Here is a 24,941-nt window from a genome sequence, read left to right on the forward strand (position 1 = left end):
GGAGCGCTCCCATTCGCGCCCCGTACCCCCGTACCTCCGCAGAGGAGCCCAGACGTGAAACGACGCAGAACCGCGCTGCTGACCCTCACCGGTCTGCTGGCGACCGCGCTCACCGCGCTGCCGGCCGCCCCGGCCGGGGCGGACGAGGCCGAGCAGGTCCGCAACGGCACCTTCGACAACGGCATCGAACCCTGGTGGGCCTCCGAGGGGGTCACCGCGGGCGCCTCCGACGGCCGCCTGTGCGCCGACGTGCCCGGCGGCACCGCCAACCGCTGGGACGCGGCCGTGGGCCACAACGACATCACCCTGGTGGAGGGGGAGACCTACCGCTTCTCCTTCAGCGCGACCGGTTCGCCCGCGGGCCATGTGGTCCGGGCGATCGTCGGCCTCCAGGTGGAGCCCTACGACACCTACTACGAGGTGTCGCCGCAGCTCAGCGTCTCCGGCGACACCTACTCGTACACCTTCACCGCGCCGGTCGGCACCGAGCGGGCGCAGGTCGGCTTCCAGCTCGGCGGCAGCCCCGACCCCTGGCGGTTCTGCGTGGACGACGTCTCCCTGCTGGGCGGCGTCGCCCCCGAGCCGTACGAGCCGGACACCGGGCCGCGCGTCCGGGTCAACCAGGTGGGCTACCTGCCCGCCGGGCCGAAGAACGCCACGCTGGTCACCGACGCCACGCAGAAGCTGCCCTGGCGGCTCGAGGACGGCCGCGGCCGGGTGGTCCGCACCGGCTGGACCGTGCCGCGCGGCACCGACGTCTCCTCCGGGCAGAACGTGCACTCCGTCGACTTCGGCTCCTACCGGGGACGCGGCACCGGCTTCACCCTCACCGCGGACGGCGAGACCAGCCACCCCTTCGACATCGACGCGAGGGCGTACGAGCGGCTGCGGCTGGACTCGGCGAAGTACTACTACACCCAGCGCAGCGGCGTGGAGATCCGCGAGGACCTGCGCCCCGGCTACGGCCGCCCGGCCGGCCACGTGGACGTCGCGCCCAACCAGGGCGACGGCGCGGTGCCCTGCCAGCCGGGGGTCTGCGACTACACCCTCGACGTCACCGGCGGCTGGTACGACGCCGGCGACCACGGCAAGTACGTCGTCAACGGCGGCATCAGCACCTGGGAGGTGCTCAGCACCTACGAGCGCGCGCAGCACGCCCGCACCGGCCGGCCGCACAAGCTCGGCGACCGGACGCTGAACATCCCGGAGAGCGGCAACAAGGTCCCCGACATCCTCGACGAGGCCCGCTGGGAGCTGGAGTTCCTGCTCAAGATGCAGGTGCCGGACGGCGAGCCGCTGGCCGGCATGGCTCACCACAAGATCCACGACGAGCAGTGGACCGGGCTGCCCCTGCTGCCCAGCGACGACCCGCAGAAGCGCGAGCTGCACCCGCCGACGACCGCCGCCACCCTGAACCTCGCCGCCACGGCGGCGCAGGCGGCCCGGCTCTACCGCCCCTACGACAAGGGGTTCGCCGACCGCGCCCTGGCGGCGGCGCGCAAGGCCTGGGCGGCCGCGCTGGCCCACCCGGACCGCCTCGCCGACCCGGACGACGGCATCGGCGGCGGCGCCTACCCCGACGACACCGTGTCCGACGAGTTCTACTGGGCGGCCGCCGAGCTCTACCTCACCACCGGTGAGCGCCAGTTCAAGGACCACCTGCTGAAGTCCCCGGTGCACACCCAGGACATCTTCGGCCCGATCGGATTCGACTGGGCGCGCACCGCCGCGGCCGGCCGGCTCGACCTCGCCACGGTGCCGAACAGGCTGCCCGGACTCGACAAGGTCCGCCGCTCCGTCATCGAGGGCGCCGACCGCTACCTGGCCACCCTGAAGGCGCACCCGTACGGGATGCCGTACGCGCCGGAGGGCAACCTCTACGACTGGGGCTCCAGCCACCAGATCCTCAACAACGCCGTCGTCCTCGCCACCGCCTACGACCTCACCGGCGCGGCCAAGTACCGGGACGGCGCGCTGCAGAGCATGGACTACATCCTCGGCCGCAACGCCCTGAACATGTCCTACGTCACCGGCTACGGCGAGGTCCACGCCAAGAACCAGCACAGCCGGTGGTACGCCCGCCAGCTCGACCCGAACCTGCCGAACCCGCCCGCCGGCACGCTCTCCGGCGGACCCAACTCCAGCATCCAGGACCCGTTCGCCCAGTCGAAGCTGCAGGGCTGCGTCGGACAGTTCTGCTTCATCGACGACATCCAGTCCTGGTCGACCAACGAGCACACCATCAACTGGAACGCGGCCCTGACCCGCATGGCCTCCTTCGTGGCCGACCAGGGCTGACCCGCTTCCTTCTCGCGCGGGCCGGTGACCGACAGGGTCACCGGCCCGCGCCCGTACCCCCGGTACCCCAACGCATACGCTCTGACCTGCGGGTATTTACTGTTCAGTACCCGAGCGGTACCGTAAGTCCATGCCAGCTCTCAACGTGGAGTTCAGCGACCGCGAGCTCGAGGACCTGCGGCAGATCGCCAAGGAACGCGGTACGTCCATGAAGGCGCTCGTACGGGAGGCGGCAGCGGCGGACATAGCCCGCCACCGCGCCCTCCAGGAGGGCGCCGAGGCCTTCCGCCGCTTCTTCGCCACGCACGCCGACGAGTTCGCCGCCGCGTTCCCCGACGACGAACCGCCCGTCAAGGGCGCGGGCCGGGCCGCCTGACCGATGACGCCCGTGCTGCACATCGACGTGCCCTGGCTGCTCCAGCGGCACGAGGAGGTCCTCCCGGACCAGCCCACGATCAACGACTTCTCCGCTCTCGTGGCGGCCGTCGCCCGGCACCGCGTCGATCCGCCCCGGCTGGGCGTGAACTCCGACGCCGCCTGGCGGGCCGCCGCCCTGCTGCACACCCTCGCCGTGCTCCGCCCGCTGCCCTCGGCCAACGCCCGTTTCGCCTGCGCCACGGCCGTCGCCTACATGTACGTCAGCGGCGCCGGCATCGACCCGCCCTACGGCGCCCTGGTCGACCTCGCGCGCGACCTGATCTCCGGCGCGGTCGACGTGTACGGCGCCGCCGACCGGCTGCGCTCCTGGCAGATCTGACACCCGGGCCGCCACGCCTGCGCGGCCGGGCGCGCCGCTGCGGACGCGCCGTTCACCCGGGGCGCGCGCCGTGGAAAGGGCGCACCGGGGGAGTGGTGTGCCCGCCTTCCCGTCACGTCTTCCCGCCGCGTCTTCCTGTCACCGCTTTTCGCGGCACCCCGCGCGAACTCCGAAAAGGCGCCGTGAATGCCGAACACGGATCGCGGACCGCCTTCTCCTTTTGACTTTCTGTCAACGTGGGAATGTTGCCCGACCGCCTTGTTGGCCGCGTGCGGGTTGTGCGAGAGTGAGCCACCCGTGAGGGGGTGGAGGCCGGGGACGCTCGCCCGTCGATGAACCGGGCCGGAAGCGCCGTCGGACAATTCCCGCCCCCCGCGCCACACCAAAGAGGTACGCCCGACTCGGGCATCCCTTTTCGGTGCCGGAAACGCTCGAATGTCACATGCGCTGTGGGAAGGAACCAATCTCAGTGCACACCCCCCGCCCCCCTCGACCTCCCTGTCCCCCGCCGGGCGGTGATCCCGGGGAATCCGACGAGGCGCTCGCCGCGCGGCTGCGGGGGCGTCCGGAGGCCGAGGCGGCCCGTTCCGCCGCCCTGCTGACGGCGCGCCACTGGCACGCGATGCACGACTACGCGACCGTGTGCCTCGCCTCGGGCGGGCGCACCGCCGCCATGGTCACCGGGGCCGCCCTGCACCGGGTGCTCGACCGGGTCGCCCTCGGCGAGTCCGCCGTCGCCCTCCGTCCCGTCCTGCTCGTGGGGGTGCGGGACACGGTCCGCGAGTGGGCGGCCGACGACCGCGTGACCGAGGTGCTGCCGGGACTGCTGAAACCGGTGGGCGGGCGGGGCATGCGCGCGGCGACGACCATGACGCCGGAGAACCGCGCACTCGCCCAGCGGGCGTTCCGGTCCCTGCCCGCGCCCGCGCGCTGCCTGCTCTGGCACGTCGAGGTCGAGGCCGAGCCGGTCTCCGTGCCCGCCGGTCTGCTCGGCACGGACGCCGACCTCGCGTCGGGCGCGCTCGACCAGGCACGCGAGAAGTTCCGCCAGGGTCTGGTCCGCGCCCATCAGGAACTGGCGCCCACGCAGGAGTGCCGCTTCCACAACCGGCTGCTCGACGTGCCCATCCGCCGGGGCGGCGAACTGCTGCCCGACGTGCGGCAGCACATGGCCGAGTGCCGCTACTGCCGCAACGCGGCCGAGCAGCTCGGCCACTTCCCGTCCGGACTGGGCACGCTCCTCGCGGAGGCGGTGCTGGGGTGGGGGGCCCGGCGCTACCTCGACTCACGGCCGGGCCGTGCCACGGCCGGTCCGCGCTCCGGCCGGGCCGGACGCCGCCGGCGCCGCGGCGGCGGGGACGGACACGGGCACACCGACGGCCGGCGCCGGCTGCTGGCCCGGTTCCCGGTGCCCGACCGGCTCGCCATGGCGCTGCCCGACCCGGTGCGCTCCACCCGCACCCTGCTCACCGGCCTCGGCGCGGTGTCCGCGGGCGTGCTGGTCAGCGTGCTCATCGCCGGGTCGTCCACCCCGGACGGCGGCACCACCGGCCCGACGGGCGCCACCGGTGCGGGCGGCCGGGCCGCCGTGCCGTCCGCCTCGCCGCCCGGAGCGGCCGGCCTGCCCTCCGCGCCGAGCCGCACCCGGCTGCGCAACATCGCCTCCGGGCTGTGCCTGGACACCCGCGACGAGCCCCGGGACGGCTCCGGCACCCGGCTGGCGAAGTGCTCCACGGCATGGACCCAGCAGTGGACGTACGAGGAGGACGGGCTGCTGCGCAGCGTGGCCGACCCGGGGCTGTGCCTGGACTCGCACAAGGACGCCGGTGTGGTCGTCCTCGGCGCCTGCGCCGACGCCGGCGACCGCACCGCCGACGACGTGCGGTACGACCTCACGGCGCAGGGCGAGCTGGTGCCCCGGTGGGACGTGCGGACGGCGCTCGCTCCGTCGGCCCTTGACGCGGACGCCGACATCGTCGTCAAGGTGCGCGACCGGACCGTGGAGCAGCGCTGGGCCGCCGAACCGGTCCGCTCCGCCGGCGAGTCCGGCGAGTCCGGCGAGTCCTTCTCCGTCACCGGCCCGACGGCCCCCTCCGCCCGCTACGCCGACCTGGCGGAACCGGTGAGCTGAGCCGCGCGCCCCGGGGCGGCCGCCGGGCCGCCCCGGACGGGTCAGAGCGCCGCCTCCGTGAGGTCGGCGGGCCCCACCGTGCCCGGACCGGAGTGGCCCGACAGGGCGAGGGTGAGGTCGAGTTCGGCGAGCAGACAGCGGATCACGTGCTCCACGCCCGCCTGCCCGTCGAGGCCCAGCCCGTACACGTACGGCCGCCCCACCAGCACCGCGCGGGCGCCCAGCGCGAGCGCCTTGAAGACGTCGTCGCCGGTGCGCACCCCGCTGTCGAACAGCACGGTGAGCCGGTCGCCGGCGGCCCGCACCACCTCGGGCAGCGCGTCCGCCGCGGCGATCGCGCCCGCCACCTGGCGGCCGCCGTGGTTGGACACCACCACCCCGTCCATGCCCGCGTCGGCGGCCATCCGGGCGTCGTCGGGGTGCAGCACGCCCTTCAGGACGATCGGACCGTCCCAGTTCTCCCGCAGGAACGCCAGATCCGGCCACGTCTTGGCGGGGTCGGCGAACATGCCCACGAAGTGCATCACCGCCGCGTTCGGATCCTCGTGCACCGGCTTGGCGAGCCCCGCCCGGAACGCGGGGTCGGAGAAGTAGTTCGCGGTGCCCACACCGCGCAGGAACGGCAGGTACGCCTGGTCCAGGTCGCGCGGCCGCCAGGACAGCAGGGGCGTGTCCAGGGTGACGACCAGCGCCGAGTATCCGGCCGCCTTCGCCCTGTCCAGGAAGGACCGCGCCACCTCCACGTCCTTCGGCCAGTACAGCTGGAACCAGCGCTCCGCGTCCCCCATCGCCTCGGCGACCTGCTCCATCGGCGTGCTGGACGCCGACGACAGCACGAACGGCACGCCCTGCGCGGCCGCGGCGCGGGCGGCCGCCGGCTCGGCGTCCGGGTGCATGATCGACAGCACCCCGACCGGCGCGAGGGCGAGCGGCGCGGGCAGCGGGCGGCCCAGCACCTCCACCGACAGGTCGCGCTCGTGGACGTCCCGCAGCATGCGCGGGACGATCCGGCGGCGGTCCAGGGCGGCCCGGTTGGCGCGGGCGGTGCTGCCGTCGCCCGCGCTGCCGGCGACGTACCCGACCGGGCCGGGGCCGAGGCGCCGCTCGGTCAGCCCCTCCAGGCGGGTCAGGTCGGTCGGCAGCCGCGGCACGGCGCCCGTCATCCCGTTCAGGTAGATCTCGTACTGGAAGTCGGCCCAGTGCTTCGCCATCCGTCCCGCCCTGTCTCGTCGTGGATCGTGGTCCCGACGCATACTGGCCGGTATGCGCCGGTGGCGTCCAGCGTCCGGTGACAGGACGCCCCCTCCGCCGGAGGAGACGCGCGGTGTGCCCGAAGGTGACCGCGAAGCATCCCTTTCATGACCGCAAGGGGTTTCTATTCAGCCTGCGCACGGCGGAATCGGAAAGTTTCAGGCCGATTGACGAGCGACGGATATCCGGCCATCTGGCCGTTTCCCTTGCGCGGGGGCCGCGAGTTCACGGGGTCGACGCGCGTCCGTTTGGTGACTTCACGCCACTGATTCAATACGCAATGTTACTGAAATGCATGGGGTCGAGATGAGTTTCCGCCGGGGACTCGGCAGACTCCGGCACGCCGGTCCGGCACCACCGAGCACGGGCCGGCGAACGGAAGAAACGAAGCGGAAGGATGCACACAATGCGGAACACCGCGCGCTGGGCCATCACCCTCGGCCTCACGGCCACCGCCGTCTGCGCCCCCCTCTCCGGGGCCGCGCTCGCCGCCCCGGAAGACGCCCCCTCCGCGCTCTACGCCCCCTCTGCCCTGGTGTTCACCGTCGGCAAGGGCGTCAGCGCCACGACCGCCACGCCGGAACGCGCGGTCACCCTGACCTGTGCCCCGGGCCCCGAGGGCACCCACCCGGCCGCCGGCTCCGCCTGCGCGGAGCTGGCCGCCGTCGGCGGCGACCTGAACGCCCTGACGCGGAACGACGACGTCATGTGCCCGATGGTGTACGACCCGGTGCTGCTCACCGTGGACGGCGTCTGGCAGGGCAAGCGCGTCTCCTACGAGCGCGTCTTCTCCAACGAGTGCGAGCTGAACGCGCACGGCGCGAACGTCTTCGCCTTCTAGAGACCGGGATCGCACGGTTCCCGTGACCGCGTGGCGGCCCGCGGACTGGGGAGTACGGGGCACCGCGCGGACAGTGCGATCCCATGGGAGGCCGGCGGGCGGAGTGGGGCCGCCCGCCGGCCTCGGGGCTGTTCACCGGGCCGTTCCCCGGCCGCTCGGGGAATGGTCAGGCGCGGTCGCGGTGACTGGTGTCGCACCAGGGGTAGCGCCGGCTGCGCCGGCAGGTGCACAGGGCCACGCGGAAGCGGTCGGAGGACACCACCGAACCGTCCTCCAGCTCCACCTCCACCGGGCCCTCCACCAGCATCGGCCCCTTGCGCCGCACGGTCACGCGGCGCGCGTCGCCGGACGCGGGGTCCGGGGCCCCGGAGGGAGTGCCGGACCGGACGGCGGACGGGGACCGCGCGGGATCAGACGGGGAGTTCGGCACGGACCACCACCAGCTCTTCCTCGTTCTCGTCCGGGGACAGCAGCCCACGCTCCCGCAGCCACTCCACCCGGGTCCGCAGCACCGGCCCGAAGGCGATCCGCTGCCGCTGCGTGACCGCGGACTTCAGCCCCGCGGACCGCAGACAGTCCACGGTCAGCCCGGGATCGCTGAGCGCCGACTGCACCAGCAGCAGCACCCCGCCCGGCCGCAGCAGTCCCGGCGCCTCGTGGCAGATGCGGTCGAGCACCAGCCGCCCGTCGCCGCCCGCGTCCCAGGCGCGGGCCGCGCCGCGCGGCGGCCGGTGCGCCCGGGGCGCGGGGACGTACGGGGGATTGGCGAGGACCAGGTCGAACGACCGTCCCCGCACCGGTTCGAACAGATTCCCGCGCAGGACCTGGACGGACAGACCGGCCCGCAGGGCGTTCAGCCGCGCCGCGCACACGGCCCGCCGCGACACGTCGACCGCGGTCACCCGGGCGCCGCGCCGGGCGGCCGCCAGAGCCAGGGCGCCGGAACCGGTGCCGACGTCGAGGACGGCGGCGCCCGGCGCCACCGGCTCGTCGGCCAGGGCCGCGGACAGCAGCTCGGTGTCCTCTTGAGGGGCGTACACGCCCGGAGGTGCGAGACTTTTCACAGGCGGCCGGGTACCCCGTTGGTCAAGAGACATGGGTCGTCTCCTGTGACAGGGGAGTGCGCAGCGCGGAGCGGCCCTCGCTCCAGTCGGCGAGCAGCCGGTCGCCGAGCCGGTCCTCCGTGAGGACCGTGGCCGCCACACCGAACGCGATGTCCGGCGCGAGGTGCGGCTCGTCCTCCAGCAGACCGCCGATGACGTCCTTGCGGACCACCTGCTCGTGCACCGCGTCCGCCTCGACGTGCTCGTCGTAGAAGTGCTCGGCGGCGGGGCCGGCGCCGGTGCGCCGCATGGCCTCCGCGAGCCGCCGGGACCCCGGCGAGGAGGTGATCTCGACCGTCGCGAAGTGGCCCACCAGGGCGCCCCGCAGGGTGCGGTGCAGCCCGAACAGCGACATCAGGTTCACCGTGACCAGCAACTCCGCGCAGGCCGCGTCCAGATACCGGCCGTACGTCGTGTCCAGCCCCAGATCCGTCATCAGATCGGCGAACAGCCGGGCGTGCACCCGGTCGTCCCGCCCGCCGCCGTACTCGTCGAACTCCACTGCCGCCATCGCCGCCTTGGCCCGGCCGCGCAGCCGCGGCAGCACCCAGGCGTGCGGGTCGGCCTCCTTCAGGTGGTACAGCGAGCGCAGGGCGGCGTACTCGCGCAGATGCCACAGCTCGCCCTTGTCGCGCAGGAAGTGGCTGACGCCCGTGCCGTCCACCGGCTCGACGAGGATCCCGGCGAGCGCGTCGTCGACGCTTTCGTGGCGCGGGGCGTCCTCGCGGAGCGCGGCGAGGAAGCGCCGCTCCATGGCGGCCCGCACACGCAGCAGGTCCGGGTCCCATTCCAGGGTGGGCGCCACGCCCGCGAAGCCGCGGTAGTGCAGTTCGTAGCAGAGGTAGAGGGCGAGCTGGAGGTCCTCGCCGTACACCGGGGCGGCGGCCACGTCCTCCTCGGAGGGCAGCGGGCCGGCGCCCCGCAGATACGTCGTCACGGCGCGGCTGAGCGGCCCGCGCGGCGCGGGCAGCAGAGGTTCGTCTCGAGGGTCGTCCATGGACCCCGTGTACCCGGACGGCGTACGGAAACCCCTGCCGGTGCGGCGGGGGCGGACGCGCGGGGTACGCCATGACGTCACGAAGGCATGGGTGATCAACTGCACGCTCAAGAAGTCGCCGGAGACCTCCGGCACCGAGGCGCTGTTCCGGACCGTCACCGAGCGGCTGGAGCGGGAGGGCGTCGAGGTCGGCGTCGTCCGCGCCGTGGACCTGGACATCGCCCCGGGCGTGGTCAGCGAGGCCGTGCACGAGGGCGACGACTGGCCGGGAGTGCACGAGAAGCTGCTCGCGTCGGAGATCCTCGTCATCGCCTCGCCGACCTGGCTGGGCCGGCCGTCGTCGGTGGCCGAGCGCGTCCTGGAGCGCATGGACGGGATGATGTCCGAGACCGACGACGACGGACGCCCGGTGGCCTGCGACCGGGTCGCCGGCGTCGTCGTCACCGGCAACGAGGACGGGGCGCACCATGTGATCAGCGAGATCACGGGCGCGCTCCACGACATCGGCTACACCGTCCCCGGCCAGGCGTGGACCTACTGGAACCAGGGCCCGGGCCCCGGGCCGAGCTTCCTGGAGGGCGGCAGCGGCCAGGACTGGTCGCGCAGCACGGGCCGCGCGATGGCCGCGAACCTGCTGGGCGTCGCCCGCGCCCCCGCGGCCCACCCGCTCGGCGCTCCGCCGCAGTAGGGGCGGTCACGGGGCTGCCGTCCAGGTCCTCCCGGAACCCGGGCGGCGGTGTCCGCGCGCGTCTACTCGCCCTCCGCCTCCTCCTGCGCCCGGACGTTGGGCGTGACCGCATCACCCGCCTCGCCGTGGTGACGGCGGTCCTCGTCGGTGTCCCGGGTGCGGCGCTCGGCCTCCTCCACCTCGCGCAGCACCTCCTCGAGGGCCGACTCGGACGGCTTCGGGGTGTCGTCGTGCTCGTGCTCGGACAACGGGCTCTCCTCACGTCGTGCTCGGTCGTGCTCGGTCGTGCTCGTCGCTCCCGGCCCCGCGGGCGGGAGTCAGGGCCGGGCGGCGGCGATGCGCAGCGGCACCAGGTCGGCGCCCTCCGCCTCCTCGTTGCGCCGGGTGATCTCCGCCCACCAGGAGGGGCCGTCCTCCACGTGGCGCAGCAGCACCCCCTCGCGCAGTGCCCAGGGGCAGATCGTCACCGTCGCCAGGCCGGTCAGCTTCATCGCGGTGTGCGCCACCACGGCCCCCGCCAGGCTCTGCGTCGCGCGGGGCGCGGAGATGCCGGGCAGCCGGGCGCGTTCGGCGGCCGGCAGGGCGGCCAGCCGGTCGATCGCCCCGCGCAGGTCGGCGACGGACAACTCCCGCTCCACAAACGGGCCGTGTCGGCCGGGCGCCGCCCCGCACAGCCGGCCGAGCTGCTGGAAGGTGCGGGAGGTGGCGACCGCCGTGCGCGGCCCCTCCCAGCGGATCCGGGCCGCGGCGTCGCGCAACTGGTGACGCACCCGCCGGCGCAGGGCGCGCACCCGGTCGGGCGAGGGCGGGTCCTCGTCCCCGAAGTGCTCGTGGGTCAGCCGGGCCGCGCCCAGCGGCAGCGAAGCGGCGAAGTCGGGCAGCCGGCCGCGCCCGAAGGCGACCTCCAGCGAGCCGCCGCCGATGTCCAGCAGGGCCAGCGGCCCGCAGCGCCAGCCCATCCAGCGGCGCGCGGCGAGGAAGGTCAGCTCCGCCTCGACCTCGCCGGGCAGGGTGCACAGCGCGACGCCGGTCCGCTCCCGGACCGTGCGCAGCACCTCACGCCCGTTCGAAGCCCCGCGCACCACGGCCGTGGCGAAGGCCAGGGGACCGGCGGCGCCCCAGCGCGCGGCGGCCCGGTCCGCCGCCGCGACGGCCTCCACCAGGTCCTCCACGGCGCGGTCCGGCACCGGCCCGCCGGGCGTGACCTGCTCGGACAGCCGCAGCCGCCACTTGGCCGTGTGCACCGGCAGCGGCGCACCGCCCTCCGTGTCCGACACGACGAGCCGGACGGTCTTCGACCCCACATCCACCACGCTGGTCCGCATGGCCCGTGGGTACCCATTTACCGCCCCGTCCAACGGACGGATCGCGCGGAGGGCCGCATACGCGCCACGGTGTGCGTGCCCCGACGGGAGGGGGACCGCGCCGTCCCCGGGGGCCGACGGCCGACGGCTCAGGCCAGCTGCCTGCGCACCAGCTCGTGCAGCCGGCCCCGGGTGTCGGCGAGGAGCTCGGACGGGGCGCCCTGCTGGACCACCTTGCCGGCCTCCATCACCACCACCCGGTCCGCGTCCAGCACCGTCGACAGCCGGTGCGCGATGACGACGCGGGTCGCCCGCAGCGCCTTGGTGCTCTCGATCACCGTGCGCTGCGTCCCGTTGTCCAGGGCGCTGGTCGCCTCGTCGAAGAAGAGGATCCGGGGCCGGCGGATCAGCGCCCGGGCGATCATCAGCCGCTGACGCTGGCCGCCGGAGACCGCGCCGCTGCCGGACACGACGGTGTGCAGCCCCATCGGCATCCGGCGGATGTCCTCGGCCAGCCCCGCCATCTCCGCCGCCGCCATCGCCTCCTCCGGCGTGTACGGCTCGCTGCCGCAGATCACGTCCATGATCGACCCGGTGAACGGCTGCGCGTGCTGGAGCACCACACCGCACTGGCGGCGCACCGCCGACGGGTCCAGCGCCGCGAGGTCCTGACCGTCGTACAGCACGCTGCCGGACAGCGGGCGGTCGAAGCCGATGAGCAGCCGCAGCAGCGTCGACTTGCCGCAGCCGCTCGGGCCCACGACCGCCACGAACTCGCCCGGCCGCGCCTCGAACGACACGTCGTCCAGCACCAGCGGGCCGTCGTCGGAGTAGCGGAAGGACACCCGCCGCGCCTCGATCGCGCCGGTCAGCGGGCCCGGCCGGGTGCTCGCCGCGCGCACCTCGGGCGCCGCGTCCAGCACCGGCCGGATCTGTTCGAACAGCGGCAGCGCGGCGACCGCCGAGACGAACGAGCCCGTCAGCTGGGTCACCGACGTCAGCACCATCGTCACCGACGTGTGGAAGGTGAGGAACTCCGCCGCCGTCATCGACCCGCGCGCCGGGCCCGCCAGCAGCATGAACATCCCCAGCGTGCACAGCGGCAGGTGGACCGCGCCCAGCACCGCGGTCAGGTTCTTGATCCGGCCCGCCTTCCGCTGCAGCTCACGGCTGCGCGCGAACTGCGACGCCCACGCCGCGTACGCGTAGTTCTCCGCCGCCGCCACCCGCAGCTTCGGCAGGCCGCGCAGCGTCTGGAACGCCTGGTTGTTCAGCTTGTTGGTGAGCACCACCAGCCGCCGCTGCCAGCGCACCTGCCACAGCCCCAGTCCCAGGAACACGCCCGCGATCACGGCCAGCATGCCCAGCGCGGCCAGCGCCATCGGCACGCTGAACCACAGCAGCAGCGCCAGGTTCACCGCGCCCACCGTGACCGACTGGGCCACCGTGGGCCCCACCCCGGCCAGCATCCGGCGGATCGCGCTGATGCCCATCGCCGCGCTCGCCAGCTCACCGGTGGACCGTTCGGTGAAGAACCGCGCCGGCAGCCTGAGGAGCCTGTCCCACACCGCCGGCTGCAGCGCGGCCTCCACCCGGCCCTCCAGCCGCAGCAGGGTGAGGTTCTGCAGCAGCATGAACGCGGCCGCCACCACACTGCTGAGGATCACCGCGAGACACACCTGCGCGATCAGGTCCGTCCGCGCCCTCGGCACGTACGCGCCGAGCACCCGGCCCGTCGCCAGCGGCACCAGCGCGCCGAGCACCACCGTCACCAGGCCGCTCACCAGCAGCCCCGCCAGGTCGCCCCGGGCGCCGCCCAGGCAGAACCGCATCAGCCGCAGCGGGCTCAGCCGCCGCTCGGGCAGCGGACGGTAGAACATCACCGCGCGCGGCTCGAACTCCCCGGCGTTCGCCTTCTCGACCGGGGTCTCCCGCCCGGTCGACGGATGCACGGCCACATAGCCGCCGCGCCGCCACAGCAGCGCCACCGGCGCCCCCGACAGGGCGCGGTGACCCACCAGCGGCCCCGCGTCGTCGCGCCACCACCGGCCCTCCAGGCGCACCGCCCGGGTGCGTAGCCGTGAGGCCAGCGCGACCTGCTCCACCGGGTCCAGCCGGTCTCCGCCGGCACCGGTCCGCGCGGGCGCGGCCAGGGTGATCCCGGCCGCCCGCGCCACCAGGTCGCAGGCCGCGTACGTGGCGTCCGCGTCCGCGGCCGTCGTGCGCCGCCCCGACCGCCTGCCGATCGCGGCGAGCAGCGTCCGGTCGGCCCGCGCCCGCGCCGCCTCGCCGGCCGCGATGCCCCGCGCGGTCCGCGTCTCGTGCGTCTCCTCCAGTTGCTCGATCCACCGGTCCAGCGTGGTCATCAGGCGGTACTGCTGGCCGACCATGGTCTGCCACAGCGCCGGGTCCATCAGCAGGTCGGCCGCGGCCTCCGCGCCGTACACGGAGCCGTACTGCACGCTGCCTGGCGGCACCCGCATCCAGAACACGTCGTCGTCGGTGGGCGCCGCCGCCCGCTCCGTCGCCATCGGCGCCTGGAACAGCACGGCCAGGCTCCGGCCCACGCCCAGGGCGAGCGCGTACTCCAGCGGGCTCGTCGCCGGCGGCACGTGCCGCGGGTCGCCGTACGCGTCGTACGACCAGGTCCGGGTGCCCGCCGGCTGGTACAGCTCGCGCAGCGCGATGCGGCGCACCACGCAGTCCCGCAGCGGGCGCGCCACCAGGGTGTGCGCGGGACCGGCGACCGGGCCCGGCACCAGCGAGCCCGCCCCGAGGCGGCCCAGGTGGTGCCAGTGGCCCTGCTGCCCGGCGTCCACCGCGAACAGGTCCACGGCGCCGGACGCGATCAGCCACAGCACCTGCGGCCCCTCCAGGTCCAGCCGCCCGGACCCGGAGCAGTCGACCGGGGTGCCCAGCGCGCCGAGCGCGCCCAGGACGACGTCGCCGCCCTGCCCTTCCCGCACGGCAGTCATCTCATCGCTCCCTGACCAGCGCCGCGTACGCGCCGCCGCGCGCCACCAGTTCCTCGTGCCGCCCGCGCTCCACGACCGTGCCCCGGTCCAGGACGACGATCTCGTCGCTGTCGCGGACCGTGGACAGCCGGTGCGCGATGACCACGCACGCGCAGCCGCGGCGGCGCAGGTTGTCCATCACCACCTGCTCGGTCTCGGCGTCCAGCGCGCTGGTCACCTCGTCGAGCACCAGGATGCTCGGCCGCCGCACCAGCGCCCGGGCGATCTCCAGACGCTGCCGCTGACCGCCGGAGAAGTTCCGGCCGTCCTGCTCGACCGGGCTGTGGATGCCGCCCGGCCGCCGCGCGATCACGTCGTACAGCGCCGCGTCCCTCAGCGCCTCCACCACCGCCTCGTCCGGGACCGACGGGTCCCACAGCGCCACGTTGTCCCGCACCGTGCCCTCGAACAGGAACACGTCCTGGTCGACGAAGGAGACGGACGCGGCGAGCGCCCCGCGCGGGATGTCCTCGATGCGCCGCCCGTCGATGCGGATCACGCCCTCCCACGGGGTGTACAGCCCCGCGATCAGCCGCGACACCGTCGACTTGCCGCTGCCCGAGCCGCCCACCAGCGCCACCTGCCGGCCCGGACCCACGGTCAGGTCGAACCCGGTCAGCAGCGGCTCGTCCAGCGGGTTGTAGCCGAAGGCGAGGTTCTGCAGCTCCACATGGCCGTGCAGCCGCCGCGTCGCCCCGCCGGCGCCCGGACGGCCGTACAGCGGGTCCGCCCGGAAGTTCTCCACGTCCTTCAGCCGGGCCACGTCGGCGGCGAAGTCCTGGATGCGGCCCGCCACCCCGTTCAGCCGGGTCAGCGGCGCGGTGAACCGGGTGACCAGCGCCTGGAAGGCGACCAGCAGACCGACCGAGAGGTGTCCCTCGACCGCCCGCATCCCGCCGATCCACAGGATCAGCGCGCTGTTGAGCGTGGCGAGCGTCGGCGCGACGACGCCGAGCCACGCGCTCGGCACCCCCAGCCGCTGCTGCTCCTCCAAGGTGGTGGCGTGCTGCCCCGCCCACTTGCGGAAGTAGCCGTCCTCACCGCCGGTCGCCTTCAGCGTCTCGATCAGCTGCAGCCCCGTGTACGCGGTGTCGGTGAGCCGTGCCGTGTCTGCGCGCAGCTTCGCCGTGCGGGTGGCGCGCAGCCGGATCACGATCCGCATCGCCGCGATGTTCAGCAGCGCCACCCCGATGCCCACGAACGTGAGCTGCGGGTCGTACGTGTACAGCAGCACCGCGTACAGCACGACCACCACCGCGTCGACGCCCGCCGCCGACAGGTCACGGGCCAGCGTCTCGGCCACTGCGTCGTTGGACTGCAGGCGCTGCACCAGGTCGGCGGGGCCGCGCTGGGAGAAGAACGTCACCGGCAGCCGCAGCAGATGGCGCAGGAACCGCGCGCTGGACAGCGTGGACGAGATCAGCCGGCCGTGCAGCAGGCTGGCCTGCTGCAGCCAGGTCAGCAGCAGCGTGAGCAGCACGCAGGCGCCCATCGACGCGAACAGCACGTCCAGCGTCGCCGTCCGCCGCCCGATGAGGAACTCGTCGACGAAGGTGCGGCTCAGGCCGGGCACCGCCGCGCCCACCGCCACCAGCAGCAGGCTGGTCAGCACCACGACGGGCAGGGTGCCCGCGGTGCCGCGCAGCCGGGCCGGCATCGCGCCGAGCACGCCCGGCCTGCGGCCGCCGCGGGTGAAGTCCTCGCCGGGCTCCATCACCAGCACCACGCCGGTGAAGCTGCCGTCGAACTCCTCCAGCGGCACGAACCGGCGGCCCTTCGCGGGGTCGTTGACGTACACCCCGCGGCGGCCGAAGCGGCGGGCCATGCCGTCGTAGACGACGTAGTGGTTGAACTCCCAGAACAGGACGGCCGGCGCCGTCACCTCGGCGAGGGCCGCCAGGTCCATCTGCATGCCCTTGGCGGTCAGCCCGTAACTGCGGGCCGCCTTCAGCAGGTTGCCGGCGCGCGAGCCGTCCCGTGAGACGCCGCACGCGACGCGCAGCTCCTCCAGCGGCACATGACGGCCGTGGTGGCCCAGCACCATCGCGAGCGAGGCGGCGCCGCACTCCACGGCCTCCATCTGGAGCACGGTGGGCGTACGGACGGTCTTCGCGCGGGACGCGGGCGCCGTGCGGCGGGGCGGGGCGGCACGGCGTCCGCCGCGGGTCTTCTGTGCGGTGCTCACGGCAGCAGCCAATCCACGGGACGCCGGTCGGCCAGCCGGACGGAACCGGTGGCCAGGGTCATCGACGTCAGCTCGAACGGCGGGCCCTCGGCCGACGACCACGCGTAGCCGCTCCTCGTGCGGGAGGAACGCTTCAGCTTCACGGTGACCGCCACCGGCCTGCCGTCGCGGGTGAACTCCTCGCCGAGCTGGGCGTCACCGAGGAACGCGGCGATCTGCCGCGGGGACCGCGCGGAGCGGTCCACCTCCGTCACCTCGCCGCGCAGCACGCCGTACTCCTGGCTCGGCACCGACTGCACCGTCAGGTCGACGGAGGCGTGCTCGGGGATGCCGGCGGCCTGCTGCGCGGGGACGTACACCGTCGCGTACAGCGGGGCCTTCGCGCCGCTGACCTTCTCCACGGCGGCGACGTCCGCGCCGGTCGCGATGATCTGCCCGGCGTTCGCGGCGAGCGCGGTGATCCGGCCCGCCTGCAGGGTGCGCACCACCCGGTCGCCGTCCGGGGTGCGGACCTTCAGCACGGGGGAGCCGGCCGGCAGCCGCTCGCCCTCGCGCGCGAGCACGGCGGTGACCTGGCCCGCGACGGGGCTCTGCAGCACGTAACTGCCCCGCCCGTACGTGAGGATGGCGGGCGCCTGGACGGTGGAGGCGACCGAGCCGGTCAGCGCCCACACGGACGCGGCGGCCATCGCGATCACGGTGACGCACAGCACCAGCCGGCCCTGCGGGCGGGCGAAGCGCACCGGCAGGTCGAGTTCCTCCGGCGACCGGAGCCTGGCGAGGGCCTGTTGGCGGAATTGCACGGGTCTTCCCTCACCTGGACGAACGGTGCGACGTGACGGAAGGACTGCGGACGCGCCGCCGGGTCCCGGAACAGGGGAGCGGCTCCGGGACCCGGCGGGACAAGGGCGCGATCAGAGACCGGCGACCAGGTTGGTGACCGGGGCCGTGTTCAGGCCGGTGACGCCCTCGACGGTGCCGACGGCCGTGTCGGCCAGGCCGGACACCGGGGCGACGCTGTCCAGGGCGCCGGTGACGGTGTGCACGGCGTTCACGGACAGACCGCCGGAGACGGCGTCGAGCTCGGCGTCGGAGATCTCGGCGGTCTCGACCTGGGGGACGGAGTTCATGGCGGAACTTCCCTTCGTATGGACTTTCACAAGGGGGAACGGCCCCCTCCGGGGACGGATGAAGGCCGCGGCCGCAGGCGTCCGAGCGCCCGTCGCCGGGGGCCCGGAACGGCCTCGCGGTGCGATGGATCAAAGCACGCGGCGTCCGGCGGCTTCCATTCGCTCACCCGCCTCACCAGGCGAATTGCGACCATGAGGTACGCAGGAGTGCAGACGAGGGCACGGCTCGGCGGCGACTTCTTCACAGGGGCCACGGCGTGTGCGCATCCGGCCACGTGCGGCCCGTGGCCGGAATCCGGCACACCGGCCGCAAAGGCGTGTCCCGGATGAGTGCCCCGTGCACGCATCTCGGATCCGGTGACCGGGTCGGGCATGCGCTGTGCAGATTCCCCGAAGCCGGGATCCACGGCGGGACCGGGCACCGGGCGCCCCCGGACGGTGACGGACGGTGAGGGCCTGGAAGGCGTTGAACACCTCTCGGCTCCCTTGCGTACCAACGACCGTCCAGGCGCCCCGAACAGCCGCCGGACGGCGGCACGACTCCGGTCCCCCCAGGAGGTCGAGAAGTTTGAGTCACAAGCGAATCCCGAAGCGCAAGGCCGCGGCAGCGGTGGGCGCTGTGGCGGCCCTCGGCGCCGCCGTGATCCTGCTCCCCAGCGCCGGTGCGTCCCAGGACGGCGCGCCGGACGACGCCGCGGCCGCGCCGAGGACCCTCAGGGCGGGTGACGCCTCGGACCTCGCCACCCGGCTCGCCGGCATGCTCGGCGACGCGTACGCGGGCGCCTGGTACGACGGTGAGGACAAGCGGCTCGTCGTCAACGTGGTGCGCGGCGAGGGCGCCATGGCCCGGAAGGCGCGCGGCGCGGGCGCGGAGGTCCGCGAGGTCGACCACAGCATGGCCGAACTGGAGGCCGGGGCGCGGACGTTGAGGACGGAGGCGACCATCCCGGGCACCTCCTGGGCGGTCGACCCGCGCACCAACAAGATCCTCGTCACCGCGGACAGCACCGTCACCGGCGACACGTGGGACCGGCTGGAGTCCACCGTCGAGGGCCTCGGCTCCGGCATGGCCACCCTCAAGAAGTCCGCGGGCACCTTCCGCACCTTCGCGTCCGGCGGTGACGCCATTTTCGCGGGCGGCGCCCGCTGTTCGCTCGGCTTCAACGTCACCGCGGGCGACGGCAGCCCGGCGTTCCTCACCGCCGGGCACTGTGTCGCCGCCGGCGACGAGTGGTCCGACCGGCAGGGCGGCGAGCCCATCGCCACGGTCGGCCAGGCGCTCTTCCCGGGCGCGGGCGACTTCGCGCTGCTCACCTACGACGACCCGGCCGTCGAGGCCCCGAGCGAGGTGAACGTCGGCGGCCAGACGGTCCCGGTCGTCCGGGCCGCGGACGCCACGGCCGGACAGCAGGTGTTCCGCATGGGCAGCACCACCGGCCTCGCCGACGGACAGGTGCTCGGCCTCGACGCCACGGTGAACTACCCCGAGGGCACGGTCACCGGCCTCATCCAGACCGATGTGTGCGCGGAGCCAGGCGACAGCGGCGGCCCGCTGTTCACCCAGGACGGTCTCGCCCTCGGCCTGACCTCGGGCGGCAGCGGTGACTGCACCGTGGGCGGCGAGACCTTCTTCCAGCCCGTCACCACCGCCCTGGAGGCGGTCGGCGCGACCCTCGGCGCCGACGCCGGCGCGGACGGCCAGGCCGGCGGCCAGGCGCAGGGCGCGGGCGAGGGGACCGGCGACGGCCAGGCGGGCGCGGACGGCCGGGCGGACGCCGGGGACCGGACGGGTGGTCAGGACGTCGGCGCCGGCCAGGACGGCGGGGGCGGGCACCACGGTGCGCCGGAGCGGAACGGCACGGGCTCCGGCCGCCACTCCGGGCCCGGCTCCGGGACGGACTCCGGGCCGGCCCCGTCGCACTGACCCCGTGGGCGGGAGGCGCCCCGGCCGTGTGCGGGCCGGGGCGCCTCCCCGCACGGCCCGCGCCACCGGGCCCGCACGGCCCTTCGCGCGCACCCCTGCGCGCACCCCTGCGCGTACCCCGTTCTGCCGCCGTGAGGCCCGCGCCCGCCGTGCCGGCCCTGACGGACCCCCGCGAACGGTTCCCGGGGTGGTCCGCCCGGGAGCCGTTCGCGCACAGGGGCTGCGCCCGTGTCCCTTTGGCGCTGTAATGGCCAACGTGGTCGGTGAGGGCGCTGCGGGAGGCGGCACGAGAACGCTGCGTGCCGAGGGCGCCCTGAGCGCGATCGCGGCGGATCCGCAGGCGCCCGACCGGCTGCGCAGGACCCTGGAGCAGGCCCTCGTCTTCGCCGGCGCCCTGTTCGCCGGCGTCTACGCCCCCGGCGAGGACGGCGAGCTGCTGTGTCTGGCGGAGGCCGCCGGGGTGCCGCGGACCCTGTGCGGGGTGCGCGACTGCTACTCCGCCACCGGCCGCGGCCCCGTCGCCGAGGCCCACCGCGGACGCGCGGTGTGGCTCGGCCCGAGGGACCTGGCCGCCCAGTCCCAGTCGCGGCGCACGCCCCGCCGCGACTTCCACCTCGCCGCCCTGCCCGTGCGCCACGACGGCGGCGGCTGTCTGCTCGCGGTGAGCGAGCGGCCCGGCGGGTTCGACGCCGACGACCGGGCGTGCCTCGGCCTTGTCGCCGACGCCGTCGCCTTCCCCGCGCCGCCCGTCACCGCCGAGGGCGCGGACCTGCCACCGGGCGGCTTCAGCCTCGCCATGGACACCGGCCGGGTCCGGGTGCACGACGACGTCCTGGACCTCTACGGACTCGACCCGGACGACTTCGACGGGCGGATGGAGACCCTGCTCGGCCTGGCCGTCCCCGAGGACCTGCCCTCGCTGATGTCCGTGGTGGAGGCCGACCACATGACCATCGGCGACCGCGAGCTGGAGTTCCGGGTGCTCCAGCCCGCCGGACCGCCCCGGTGGCTCCGGCTGCGCGGCCGGCTGGCGCCCGGCGGCGAGGGAGGCCCGGCCCGGCTCGTCGGCACCGTCGCCGACGCCTCCTCGCTGCGCGCCGACGTCACCGACGTGGCGCGGGTGCAGCGCCTGGCCGCCGCCCTGTCCACCGCCGTGACCGTGCGGGACGTCGGCAAGGCCGTGGTGGCGGCGCTGCGCCGCCCGCTGCGCGCGGACCGGATGGCGCTGGCCGAGCTGGAGAGCGACCGGCTCGTCGTCACCGTCCTCGACCCGCCCGAGCCGGAGGCCTGGCCGGAGCTGTGGCGGTCGGAGTGGCGCACCGAGTGGCCCGACGCGCCCGTGCGCACCATGCCGACCCTGGCCGCCGCGCTGCGCGACGGCCGCCCCGTGATGTGGCCGGCCGGCTCCCCGCTCGAACCGGCGCTCGCCGGGGTCGGCCCGGGCGGTCTCGCGGTGCTGCCGCTGCCCGCCGGCAACCGCATGGCCGGCGCCTGCCTCGTCGGCTGGGACGCCCCGCACGACATCGGCGCGGACGAGCGGACCCTGCTCACCGCCGCCGCCAACCTGGCCGGGCAGGCGCTGATGCGGGCCCGTGCCTTCGACGCCGAGCACGAACTGGTCGGCATGCTCCAGCGCCAGCTGCTGCCGCGCCGCCTGCCCCGGCTGCCGGGCGCGGTCGCCGTCGCCCGTTACCTGCCCAGCACCGCCGGACTGGAACTCGGCGGCGACTGGTACGACGTCATCCCGCTGGCCGACAACCACGTCGCCCTCGTCATCGGGGACGTACAGGGCCACAGCGCCGGCGCCGCCACCCTCATGGGACAGATGCGCACCGCCCTGCGCGCCTACGCCGTCGAGGGACATCCCCCGGACGTGGTGGTCTCCCACGCCAACCGGCTTCTCGTCGACATGGAGACCGACCTCTTCGCCACCTGCTGCTACGTCGACGTCGACATGGAGGCGGGCGCCGCCTGGTGCGTGCGCGCCGGGCATCTGCCGCCGGTGCTGCGCCACCCGGACGGGCGCACCGAGATCGCGGAGGCGGAGGGCGGTCCGCCGCTCGGAGTGGTGCGGCAGTGCGACTTCCCGATGAACCCGCTGCGGCTCCAGCCCGGCACGCTGGTCGCCCTCACCACGGACGGCCTGGTCGAGTCGCCCGACTCCGACATCGACACGGGCATGGAGCGGTTCGCCCGGCAGGTGGCCGCCGCCGACCCCGCCGACCTGGGGCCGGTCGCGGACACGCTGCTCGGCAACGCGCTCCGCAGCGACGACGTGGCGCTGCTGCTGATGCGCTACGACGGCATGGACACCCGTCCGCTGCGGGAGAGCTGGACCGTGTGGCGGGTGCCCCAGGCGGTCGGTCACGCCCGCCGCTTCACCCGGCGCACCCTGCGCTCCTGGGGCGTCACCGAGGAGATCGACGCGCCGCTCCTCGCCGTCTCCGAGCTGGTCACCAACGCCCTGGTGCACACCGACGGCCAGGTGCGCCTCGACCTCGCCCTGATCGGGGACCGGCTGCGCCTCGCCGTCGCGGACGCCTCCCCGCGCTCGCCGGTGAGGCCCACCGGCATCGGCTGGGAGGCCACCGGGGGCCGCGGCATCCTGCTCGTCGAGGCGGTGGCGGCGTCCTGGGGAACCCTGCCGGTCAGCGGCGGCAAGCAGGTGTGGGCGGAGTTCACCGTACGGCGCTGACGGTGCCGTCCGCCGCACGGCGGGTACCCGGGTCCTTCACCGAGCCGGCGAGGACGCCGAGCAGGCCGAGGAAGGGGACACCTCATGACCCAGTACGTCCGCGACATCATGACCGCCGCGCCCGTGACCGTCGGGCCGCACACCTCCGTCGCGCAGGTCGCCCGCATCATGCGGGACCGCGACCTCGGCGCCGTGCTGGTCACCGACGAGGGGCGGCTGCGGGGACTGGTCACCGACCGGGACCTGGTGGTGCGTTCGGTCGCCGAGGGCGTCGACCCCGAGGAGACCACCGTGGCCCGCGCGTGCAGCGACGACCTGGTGACCGTACGGCCCGACGACGAGCTGGACCTCGCGGTGCGGCTGATGCGCGAACACGCCGTGCGCCGCGTCCCGGTGGTCGACGACGAACACCCGGTCGGCGTCGTGTCGTTGGGGGACGTCGCCATGGAGCGCGACCCGGAGTCGGCGCTCGGTGACATCAGTGTCGCCCGTCCGCACACGTGAACCCCTCACATTCGTAGGGGAGCCGCATGAATGCGCGGTGTGGGGTTCGGCCTCCGTGGCACCGGGGGACCCGGCCCGCCGGCGCCACGGAAGGAAGATGATGTGACGTGATCACGGAGAGTACCGACAAGCCCCGGACCCGCCGTCCGGAGACCGGCTGGGCGCGCGCACGGCGACTGCGTGGTCAGGAACCGCTGCGGACCTGCCTGCCCGCGGTCGACCGGAACACCACACCGGCCGCCCCGGTCACCTGGGCCGAGGGGAACATCGTGCGCGGCGAGGACTGACCCCCGCCATCACCGGGCCCGCACCCACGGGGTGTGCGGCCCGGCGGCGTGTACGCGCCCCCACCCGCCCCGGCGTCCAGGCCGCCCACCACACGCTCCTCGACGGTGGCCGCGGCCTTGTCGATGTCACTCGCCGGGTGCCTGGTCACCGGCTGCACGTGCCCGATCCACCCGCCGTGGTGCTGCAGCACCGCACACCGCACGGCGAAGCGCCACTTCGTCCACCGGGAGGCCGTCCGCTTCGGTGCGGGTGGTGACCGATGCGCTCGCAGGGTGGTGCGCCGGGGTGTTCTCGGCCCCCTCGACGGTCGGAGGGTGGGCACCGTACCGTCGACGACGGTCACAAGGGGGACCGGTGGGCGGGCCCGGCCGCATGACGAGGGGTGAGGAGTGGCGATGGTGGGCAAGGACCCTTGGATCAGGCCACTGCGCGGTGCCGCGGATGCCCGGGCGCGCGTGGTGTTCTTTCCGCACGCCGGAGGCGCCGCCTCGTTCTACGCTCCGTTCGCGCGGCGGTTCCCCGACGGGTACGACGTGGCAGCCGTTCAGTACCCGGGGCGGCAGGAGCGTTGGGGCGAACCGTTCGTGACGACCGTCGAAGGCCTTGCCGGCCGGCTGCTGCCGTCCCTGCGGCGATGGGCGGCAGAGCCCGTGCCGCTCGTCCTCGTCGGTCACAGCATGGGAGCGTCCGTCGCCTTCGAGTCGATGCTCCGGCTCGGGCGCGACCGGTTGACGGCCCACTGCCGCCTGGTCGTCTCCGGCCGCGCCGCCCCGTCGGTGACGCGAGAGGCCCAGGCGTTCGACTCCGACCGGGACCTGCTCGACCACCTCGCACGCCTCGGCGGAACCGACACGGCGATCCTGAGCAGCCCGGACCTGATGGACCTGACGCTGCCCGCCATACGCAACGACTACCGGGCAGTCACCCGGTATCGGCCGGTCCCCGACGCGGTGGTGGCGACGCCCGTCCTCTGTCTGACCGGGGACCGGGACCCGCAGGTGACGCCGGAGGAAGCCGCGGCCTGGAAGAGTCACACCACGGCCGGCTTCCGGCTGGAAATGCTCCCCGGCGGACACTTCTTCCTGTCGGACCACCAGGACACCGTCGTGCGCCTCGTCGCCGAGTGCGCCGAGGCCGGCGACCGATGACGGGCGGTGGGCCCGCAGCGCGCCGGGGCCGCGCCGGGCTGCTGCTCTCTCATTGACGTGGCGCCCACGCACGTGGGCGAGCGCGCGTGTCCTCGGTTTTCCGCGCGCGCCGGGCCGGCCCCGACGCCGTGGCCGTGCCGGTGACCGGACGACCCGGCGGGGCCCGGGGCGACCCGCGCCCGGTCTGGCCGAAACCCGTGGTGCGGACGGCCGTGTGATCGAGGCGGTGGTCGCGGGGGTGAGGGGGGTCGTGCCCCGCGGTGTGGAGGGCGTGTGAATTCTCTTCGACAGCACCAGGTTTGAATGTGAAACGCCGGGATACACGCCCTTCTTGGCGAGGTGCCTGACGGCTCTCCCCCTTCGATTTCGGGGGGTTGCGATCTCGTCACCCGACGTGAAAACTGTGAGCGCGCTCGGCCCGGACGAATCGTGTTGAAGGCGTGTTCTTGGCATGTGAAGTGCGGGATCGTGGGTCAGGGGAGTTCCCGCGCGGGGTTGCTGCACGGGAGAAGTCACGGGGGGATGTGTTGATGTCTGTTCGTCGGTCCCCGGGGTGTGTGCTGCCAGGCTGCGCAGGTGCGGGCCTGTCCGCTGCTCGGCGGGCTTCCGGACCGCTCGGAGCCGCATCCCCGCCGTCCGAAAGCTGTCCTCGGATGTGCTGACGCCCGGGCCGGCATGCCGTG

General features: G+C 74.5%; 21 protein-coding genes. 11 read left to right on the forward strand and 10 right to left on the reverse strand.

Features of this window, described 5'->3' with window-relative positions; genetic code table 11:
* The first annotated feature begins 54 nt into the window (after positions 1 to 54).
* The 4 genes from ACIQ8B_RS19515 (at position 55) to ACIQ8B_RS19530 (ending at position 5,186) form a co-directional block, all read left to right on the forward strand.
* On the forward strand, positions 55 to 2,298 hold the full coding sequence (locus ACIQ8B_RS19515) for a glycoside hydrolase family 9 protein (protein WP_403548261.1): 2,244 nt from the start codon (positions 55 to 57) through the stop codon (positions 2,296 to 2,298).
* Positions 2,299 to 2,428: 130 nt separating this feature from the next.
* Positions 2,429 to 2,674 carry a hypothetical protein gene (locus ACIQ8B_RS19520; RefSeq protein WP_033275293.1) on the forward strand — a complete coding sequence of 82 codons (246 nt, stop codon included), beginning with the start codon at positions 2,429 to 2,431 and terminating at the stop codon, positions 2,672 to 2,674.
* Positions 2,675 to 2,677: 3 nt separating this feature from the next.
* Complete coding sequence (locus tag ACIQ8B_RS19525) at positions 2,678 to 3,055, forward strand: toxin Doc (RefSeq protein ID WP_290003203.1); 378 nt, start codon at positions 2,678 to 2,680, stop codon at positions 3,053 to 3,055.
* Positions 3,056 to 3,524: 469 nt separating this feature from the next.
* On the forward strand, positions 3,525 to 5,186 hold the full coding sequence (locus ACIQ8B_RS19530) for an RICIN domain-containing protein (protein WP_403548263.1): 1,662 nt from the start codon (positions 3,525 to 3,527) through the stop codon (positions 5,184 to 5,186).
* 41 nt (positions 5,187 to 5,227) lie between these two features.
* Here the strand turns inward: ACIQ8B_RS19530 and ACIQ8B_RS19535 are convergent, their stop codons facing one another.
* Positions 5,228 to 6,397, reverse strand: coding sequence for a lactate 2-monooxygenase (locus ACIQ8B_RS19535; RefSeq protein ID WP_290003206.1), 1,170 nt, complete (start codon positions 6,395 to 6,397; stop codon positions 5,228 to 5,230).
* A gap of 446 nt (positions 6,398 to 6,843) precedes the next feature.
* On the opposite strand from ACIQ8B_RS19535, the gene ACIQ8B_RS19540 reads away from it, so the two are divergent.
* Positions 6,844 to 7,278, forward strand: coding sequence for a subtilase-type protease inhibitor (locus ACIQ8B_RS19540; RefSeq protein ID WP_290003207.1), 435 nt, complete (start codon positions 6,844 to 6,846; stop codon positions 7,276 to 7,278).
* Positions 7,279 to 7,444: 166 nt separating this feature from the next.
* On the opposite strand, the gene ACIQ8B_RS19545 is transcribed toward ACIQ8B_RS19540, so the two are convergent.
* From ACIQ8B_RS19545 to ACIQ8B_RS19555, 3 genes are read right to left on the reverse strand one after another with little or no spacing between them, the layout of a single operon-like run.
* Positions 7,445 to 7,708, reverse strand: coding sequence for a CDGSH iron-sulfur domain-containing protein (locus tag ACIQ8B_RS19545; RefSeq protein ID WP_290003209.1), 264 nt, complete (start codon positions 7,706 to 7,708; stop codon positions 7,445 to 7,447).
* Positions 7,689 to 8,318 carry a HemK2/MTQ2 family protein methyltransferase gene (locus ACIQ8B_RS19550; RefSeq protein WP_403548266.1) on the reverse strand — a complete coding sequence of 210 codons (630 nt, stop codon included), beginning with the start codon at positions 8,316 to 8,318 and terminating at the stop codon, positions 7,689 to 7,691. Before ACIQ8B_RS19550 ends, ACIQ8B_RS19545 begins: the two co-directional genes overlap by 20 nt.
* A gap of 46 nt (positions 8,319 to 8,364) precedes the next feature.
* Complete coding sequence (locus ACIQ8B_RS19555) at positions 8,365 to 9,378, reverse strand: iron-containing redox enzyme family protein (protein ID WP_403548268.1); 1,014 nt, start codon at positions 9,376 to 9,378, stop codon at positions 8,365 to 8,367.
* Between ACIQ8B_RS19555 and ACIQ8B_RS19560 the strand changes: the two genes are divergently transcribed.
* On the forward strand, positions 9,377 to 10,066 hold the full coding sequence (locus ACIQ8B_RS19560; RefSeq protein ID WP_403548270.1) for a flavodoxin family protein: 690 nt from the start codon (positions 9,377 to 9,379) through the stop codon (positions 10,064 to 10,066). The genes ACIQ8B_RS19555 and ACIQ8B_RS19560 overlap by 2 nt on opposite strands.
* Before the next feature lie 62 nt (positions 10,067 to 10,128).
* Here the strand turns inward: ACIQ8B_RS19560 and ACIQ8B_RS19565 are convergent, their stop codons facing one another.
* The 6 genes from ACIQ8B_RS19565 to ACIQ8B_RS19590 form a co-directional block, all read right to left on the reverse strand.
* Positions 10,129 to 10,314 (reverse strand): hypothetical protein, encoded by a 186-nt coding sequence (locus ACIQ8B_RS19565; protein WP_403548272.1) that lies wholly within the window; start codon positions 10,312 to 10,314, stop codon positions 10,129 to 10,131.
* A gap of 69 nt (positions 10,315 to 10,383) precedes the next feature.
* Complete coding sequence (locus tag ACIQ8B_RS19570) at positions 10,384 to 11,391, reverse strand: Ppx/GppA family phosphatase (protein ID WP_290003216.1); 1,008 nt, start codon at positions 11,389 to 11,391, stop codon at positions 10,384 to 10,386.
* A 128-nt stretch (positions 11,392 to 11,519) separates the two neighbouring features.
* Complete coding sequence (locus ACIQ8B_RS19575; RefSeq protein ID WP_403548274.1) at positions 11,520 to 14,345, reverse strand: NHLP bacteriocin export ABC transporter permease/ATPase subunit; 2,826 nt, start codon at positions 14,343 to 14,345, stop codon at positions 11,520 to 11,522.
* Between the two features lies 1 nt (position 14,346).
* Positions 14,347 to 16,569 carry an NHLP family bacteriocin export ABC transporter peptidase/permease/ATPase subunit gene (locus ACIQ8B_RS19580; protein ID WP_403548276.1) on the reverse strand — a complete coding sequence of 741 codons (2,223 nt, stop codon included), beginning with the start codon at positions 16,567 to 16,569 and terminating at the stop codon, positions 14,347 to 14,349.
* A complete protein-coding gene (locus ACIQ8B_RS19585) occupies positions 16,566 to 17,372 on the reverse strand; it encodes an HlyD family efflux transporter periplasmic adaptor subunit (protein ID WP_403548278.1) in 807 nt (268 codons plus the stop codon). The genes ACIQ8B_RS19580 and ACIQ8B_RS19585 overlap by 4 nt, the downstream gene beginning before the upstream one ends.
* A 111-nt stretch (positions 17,373 to 17,483) precedes the next feature.
* Entirely contained in the window at positions 17,484 to 17,699 is a 216-nt protein-coding gene (locus ACIQ8B_RS19590; RefSeq protein ID WP_290003225.1) for a type A2 lantipeptide, read from the reverse strand.
* 568 nt (positions 17,700 to 18,267) lie between these two features.
* Here ACIQ8B_RS19590 and ACIQ8B_RS19595 point away from each other — a divergent pair.
* The 5 genes from ACIQ8B_RS19595 (at position 18,268) to ACIQ8B_RS19615 (ending at position 24,258) form a co-directional block, all read left to right on the forward strand.
* Positions 18,268 to 19,623 (forward strand): S1 family peptidase, encoded by a 1,356-nt coding sequence (locus ACIQ8B_RS19595; RefSeq protein ID WP_403548280.1) that lies wholly within the window; start codon positions 18,268 to 18,270, stop codon positions 19,621 to 19,623.
* A 247-nt stretch (positions 19,624 to 19,870) separates the two neighbouring features.
* The gene (locus ACIQ8B_RS19600) at positions 19,871 to 22,318 is read left to right on the forward strand and encodes a SpoIIE family protein phosphatase (RefSeq protein WP_403548282.1); all 2,448 of its coding nucleotides are present in this window, start codon (positions 19,871 to 19,873) and stop codon (positions 22,316 to 22,318) included.
* Between the two features lie 84 nt (positions 22,319 to 22,402).
* Entirely contained in the window at positions 22,403 to 22,822 is a 420-nt protein-coding gene (locus tag ACIQ8B_RS19605) for a CBS domain-containing protein (protein WP_403548284.1), read from the forward strand.
* Positions 22,823 to 22,929: 107 nt separating this feature from the next.
* Entirely contained in the window at positions 22,930 to 23,109 is a 180-nt protein-coding gene (locus ACIQ8B_RS19610; RefSeq protein ID WP_290003230.1) for a hypothetical protein, read from the forward strand.
* A 396-nt stretch (positions 23,110 to 23,505) separates the two neighbouring features.
* Positions 23,506 to 24,258 carry a thioesterase II family protein gene (locus ACIQ8B_RS19615; RefSeq protein WP_403548286.1) on the forward strand — a complete coding sequence of 251 codons (753 nt, stop codon included), beginning with the start codon at positions 23,506 to 23,508 and terminating at the stop codon, positions 24,256 to 24,258.
* Positions 24,259 to 24,941: the final 683 nt, after the last annotated feature.

This window comes from Streptomyces sp. NPDC096105, from assembly GCF_044763335.1.
In the GTDB taxonomy this organism is placed as follows: domain Bacteria; phylum Actinomycetota; class Actinomycetes; order Streptomycetales; family Streptomycetaceae; genus Streptomyces.

Coding starts and splice junctions, on each gene's coding strand:
- ACIQ8B_RS19535 (WP_290003206.1), bottom strand. CDS start 6,397: ATGGCGAAGCACTGGGCCGACTTCCAGTACGAGATCTACCTGAACGGG.
- ACIQ8B_RS19575 (WP_403548274.1), bottom strand. CDS start 14,345: ATGACTGCCGTGCGGGAAGGGCAGGGCGGCGACGTCGTCCTGGGCGCG.
- ACIQ8B_RS19540 (WP_290003207.1), top strand. CDS start 6,844: ATGCGGAACACCGCGCGCTGGGCCATCACCCTCGGCCTCACGGCCACC.
- ACIQ8B_RS19555 (WP_403548268.1), bottom strand. CDS start 9,378: ATGGACGACCCTCGAGACGAACCTCTGCTGCCCGCGCCGCGCGGGCCG.
- ACIQ8B_RS19520 (WP_033275293.1), top strand. CDS start 2,429: ATGCCAGCTCTCAACGTGGAGTTCAGCGACCGCGAGCTCGAGGACCTG.
- ACIQ8B_RS19605 (WP_403548284.1), top strand. CDS start 22,403: ATGACCCAGTACGTCCGCGACATCATGACCGCCGCGCCCGTGACCGTC.
- ACIQ8B_RS19525 (WP_290003203.1), top strand. CDS start 2,678: ATGACGCCCGTGCTGCACATCGACGTGCCCTGGCTGCTCCAGCGGCAC.
- ACIQ8B_RS19590 (WP_290003225.1), bottom strand. CDS start 17,699: ATGAACTCCGTCCCCCAGGTCGAGACCGCCGAGATCTCCGACGCCGAG.
- ACIQ8B_RS19570 (WP_290003216.1), bottom strand. CDS start 11,391: ATGCGGACCAGCGTGGTGGATGTGGGGTCGAAGACCGTCCGGCTCGTC.
- ACIQ8B_RS19615 (WP_403548286.1), top strand. CDS start 23,506: ATGGTGGGCAAGGACCCTTGGATCAGGCCACTGCGCGGTGCCGCGGAT.
- ACIQ8B_RS19600 (WP_403548282.1), top strand. CDS start 19,871: ATGGCCAACGTGGTCGGTGAGGGCGCTGCGGGAGGCGGCACGAGAACG.
- ACIQ8B_RS19560 (WP_403548270.1), top strand. CDS start 9,377: ATGGACCCCGTGTACCCGGACGGCGTACGGAAACCCCTGCCGGTGCGG.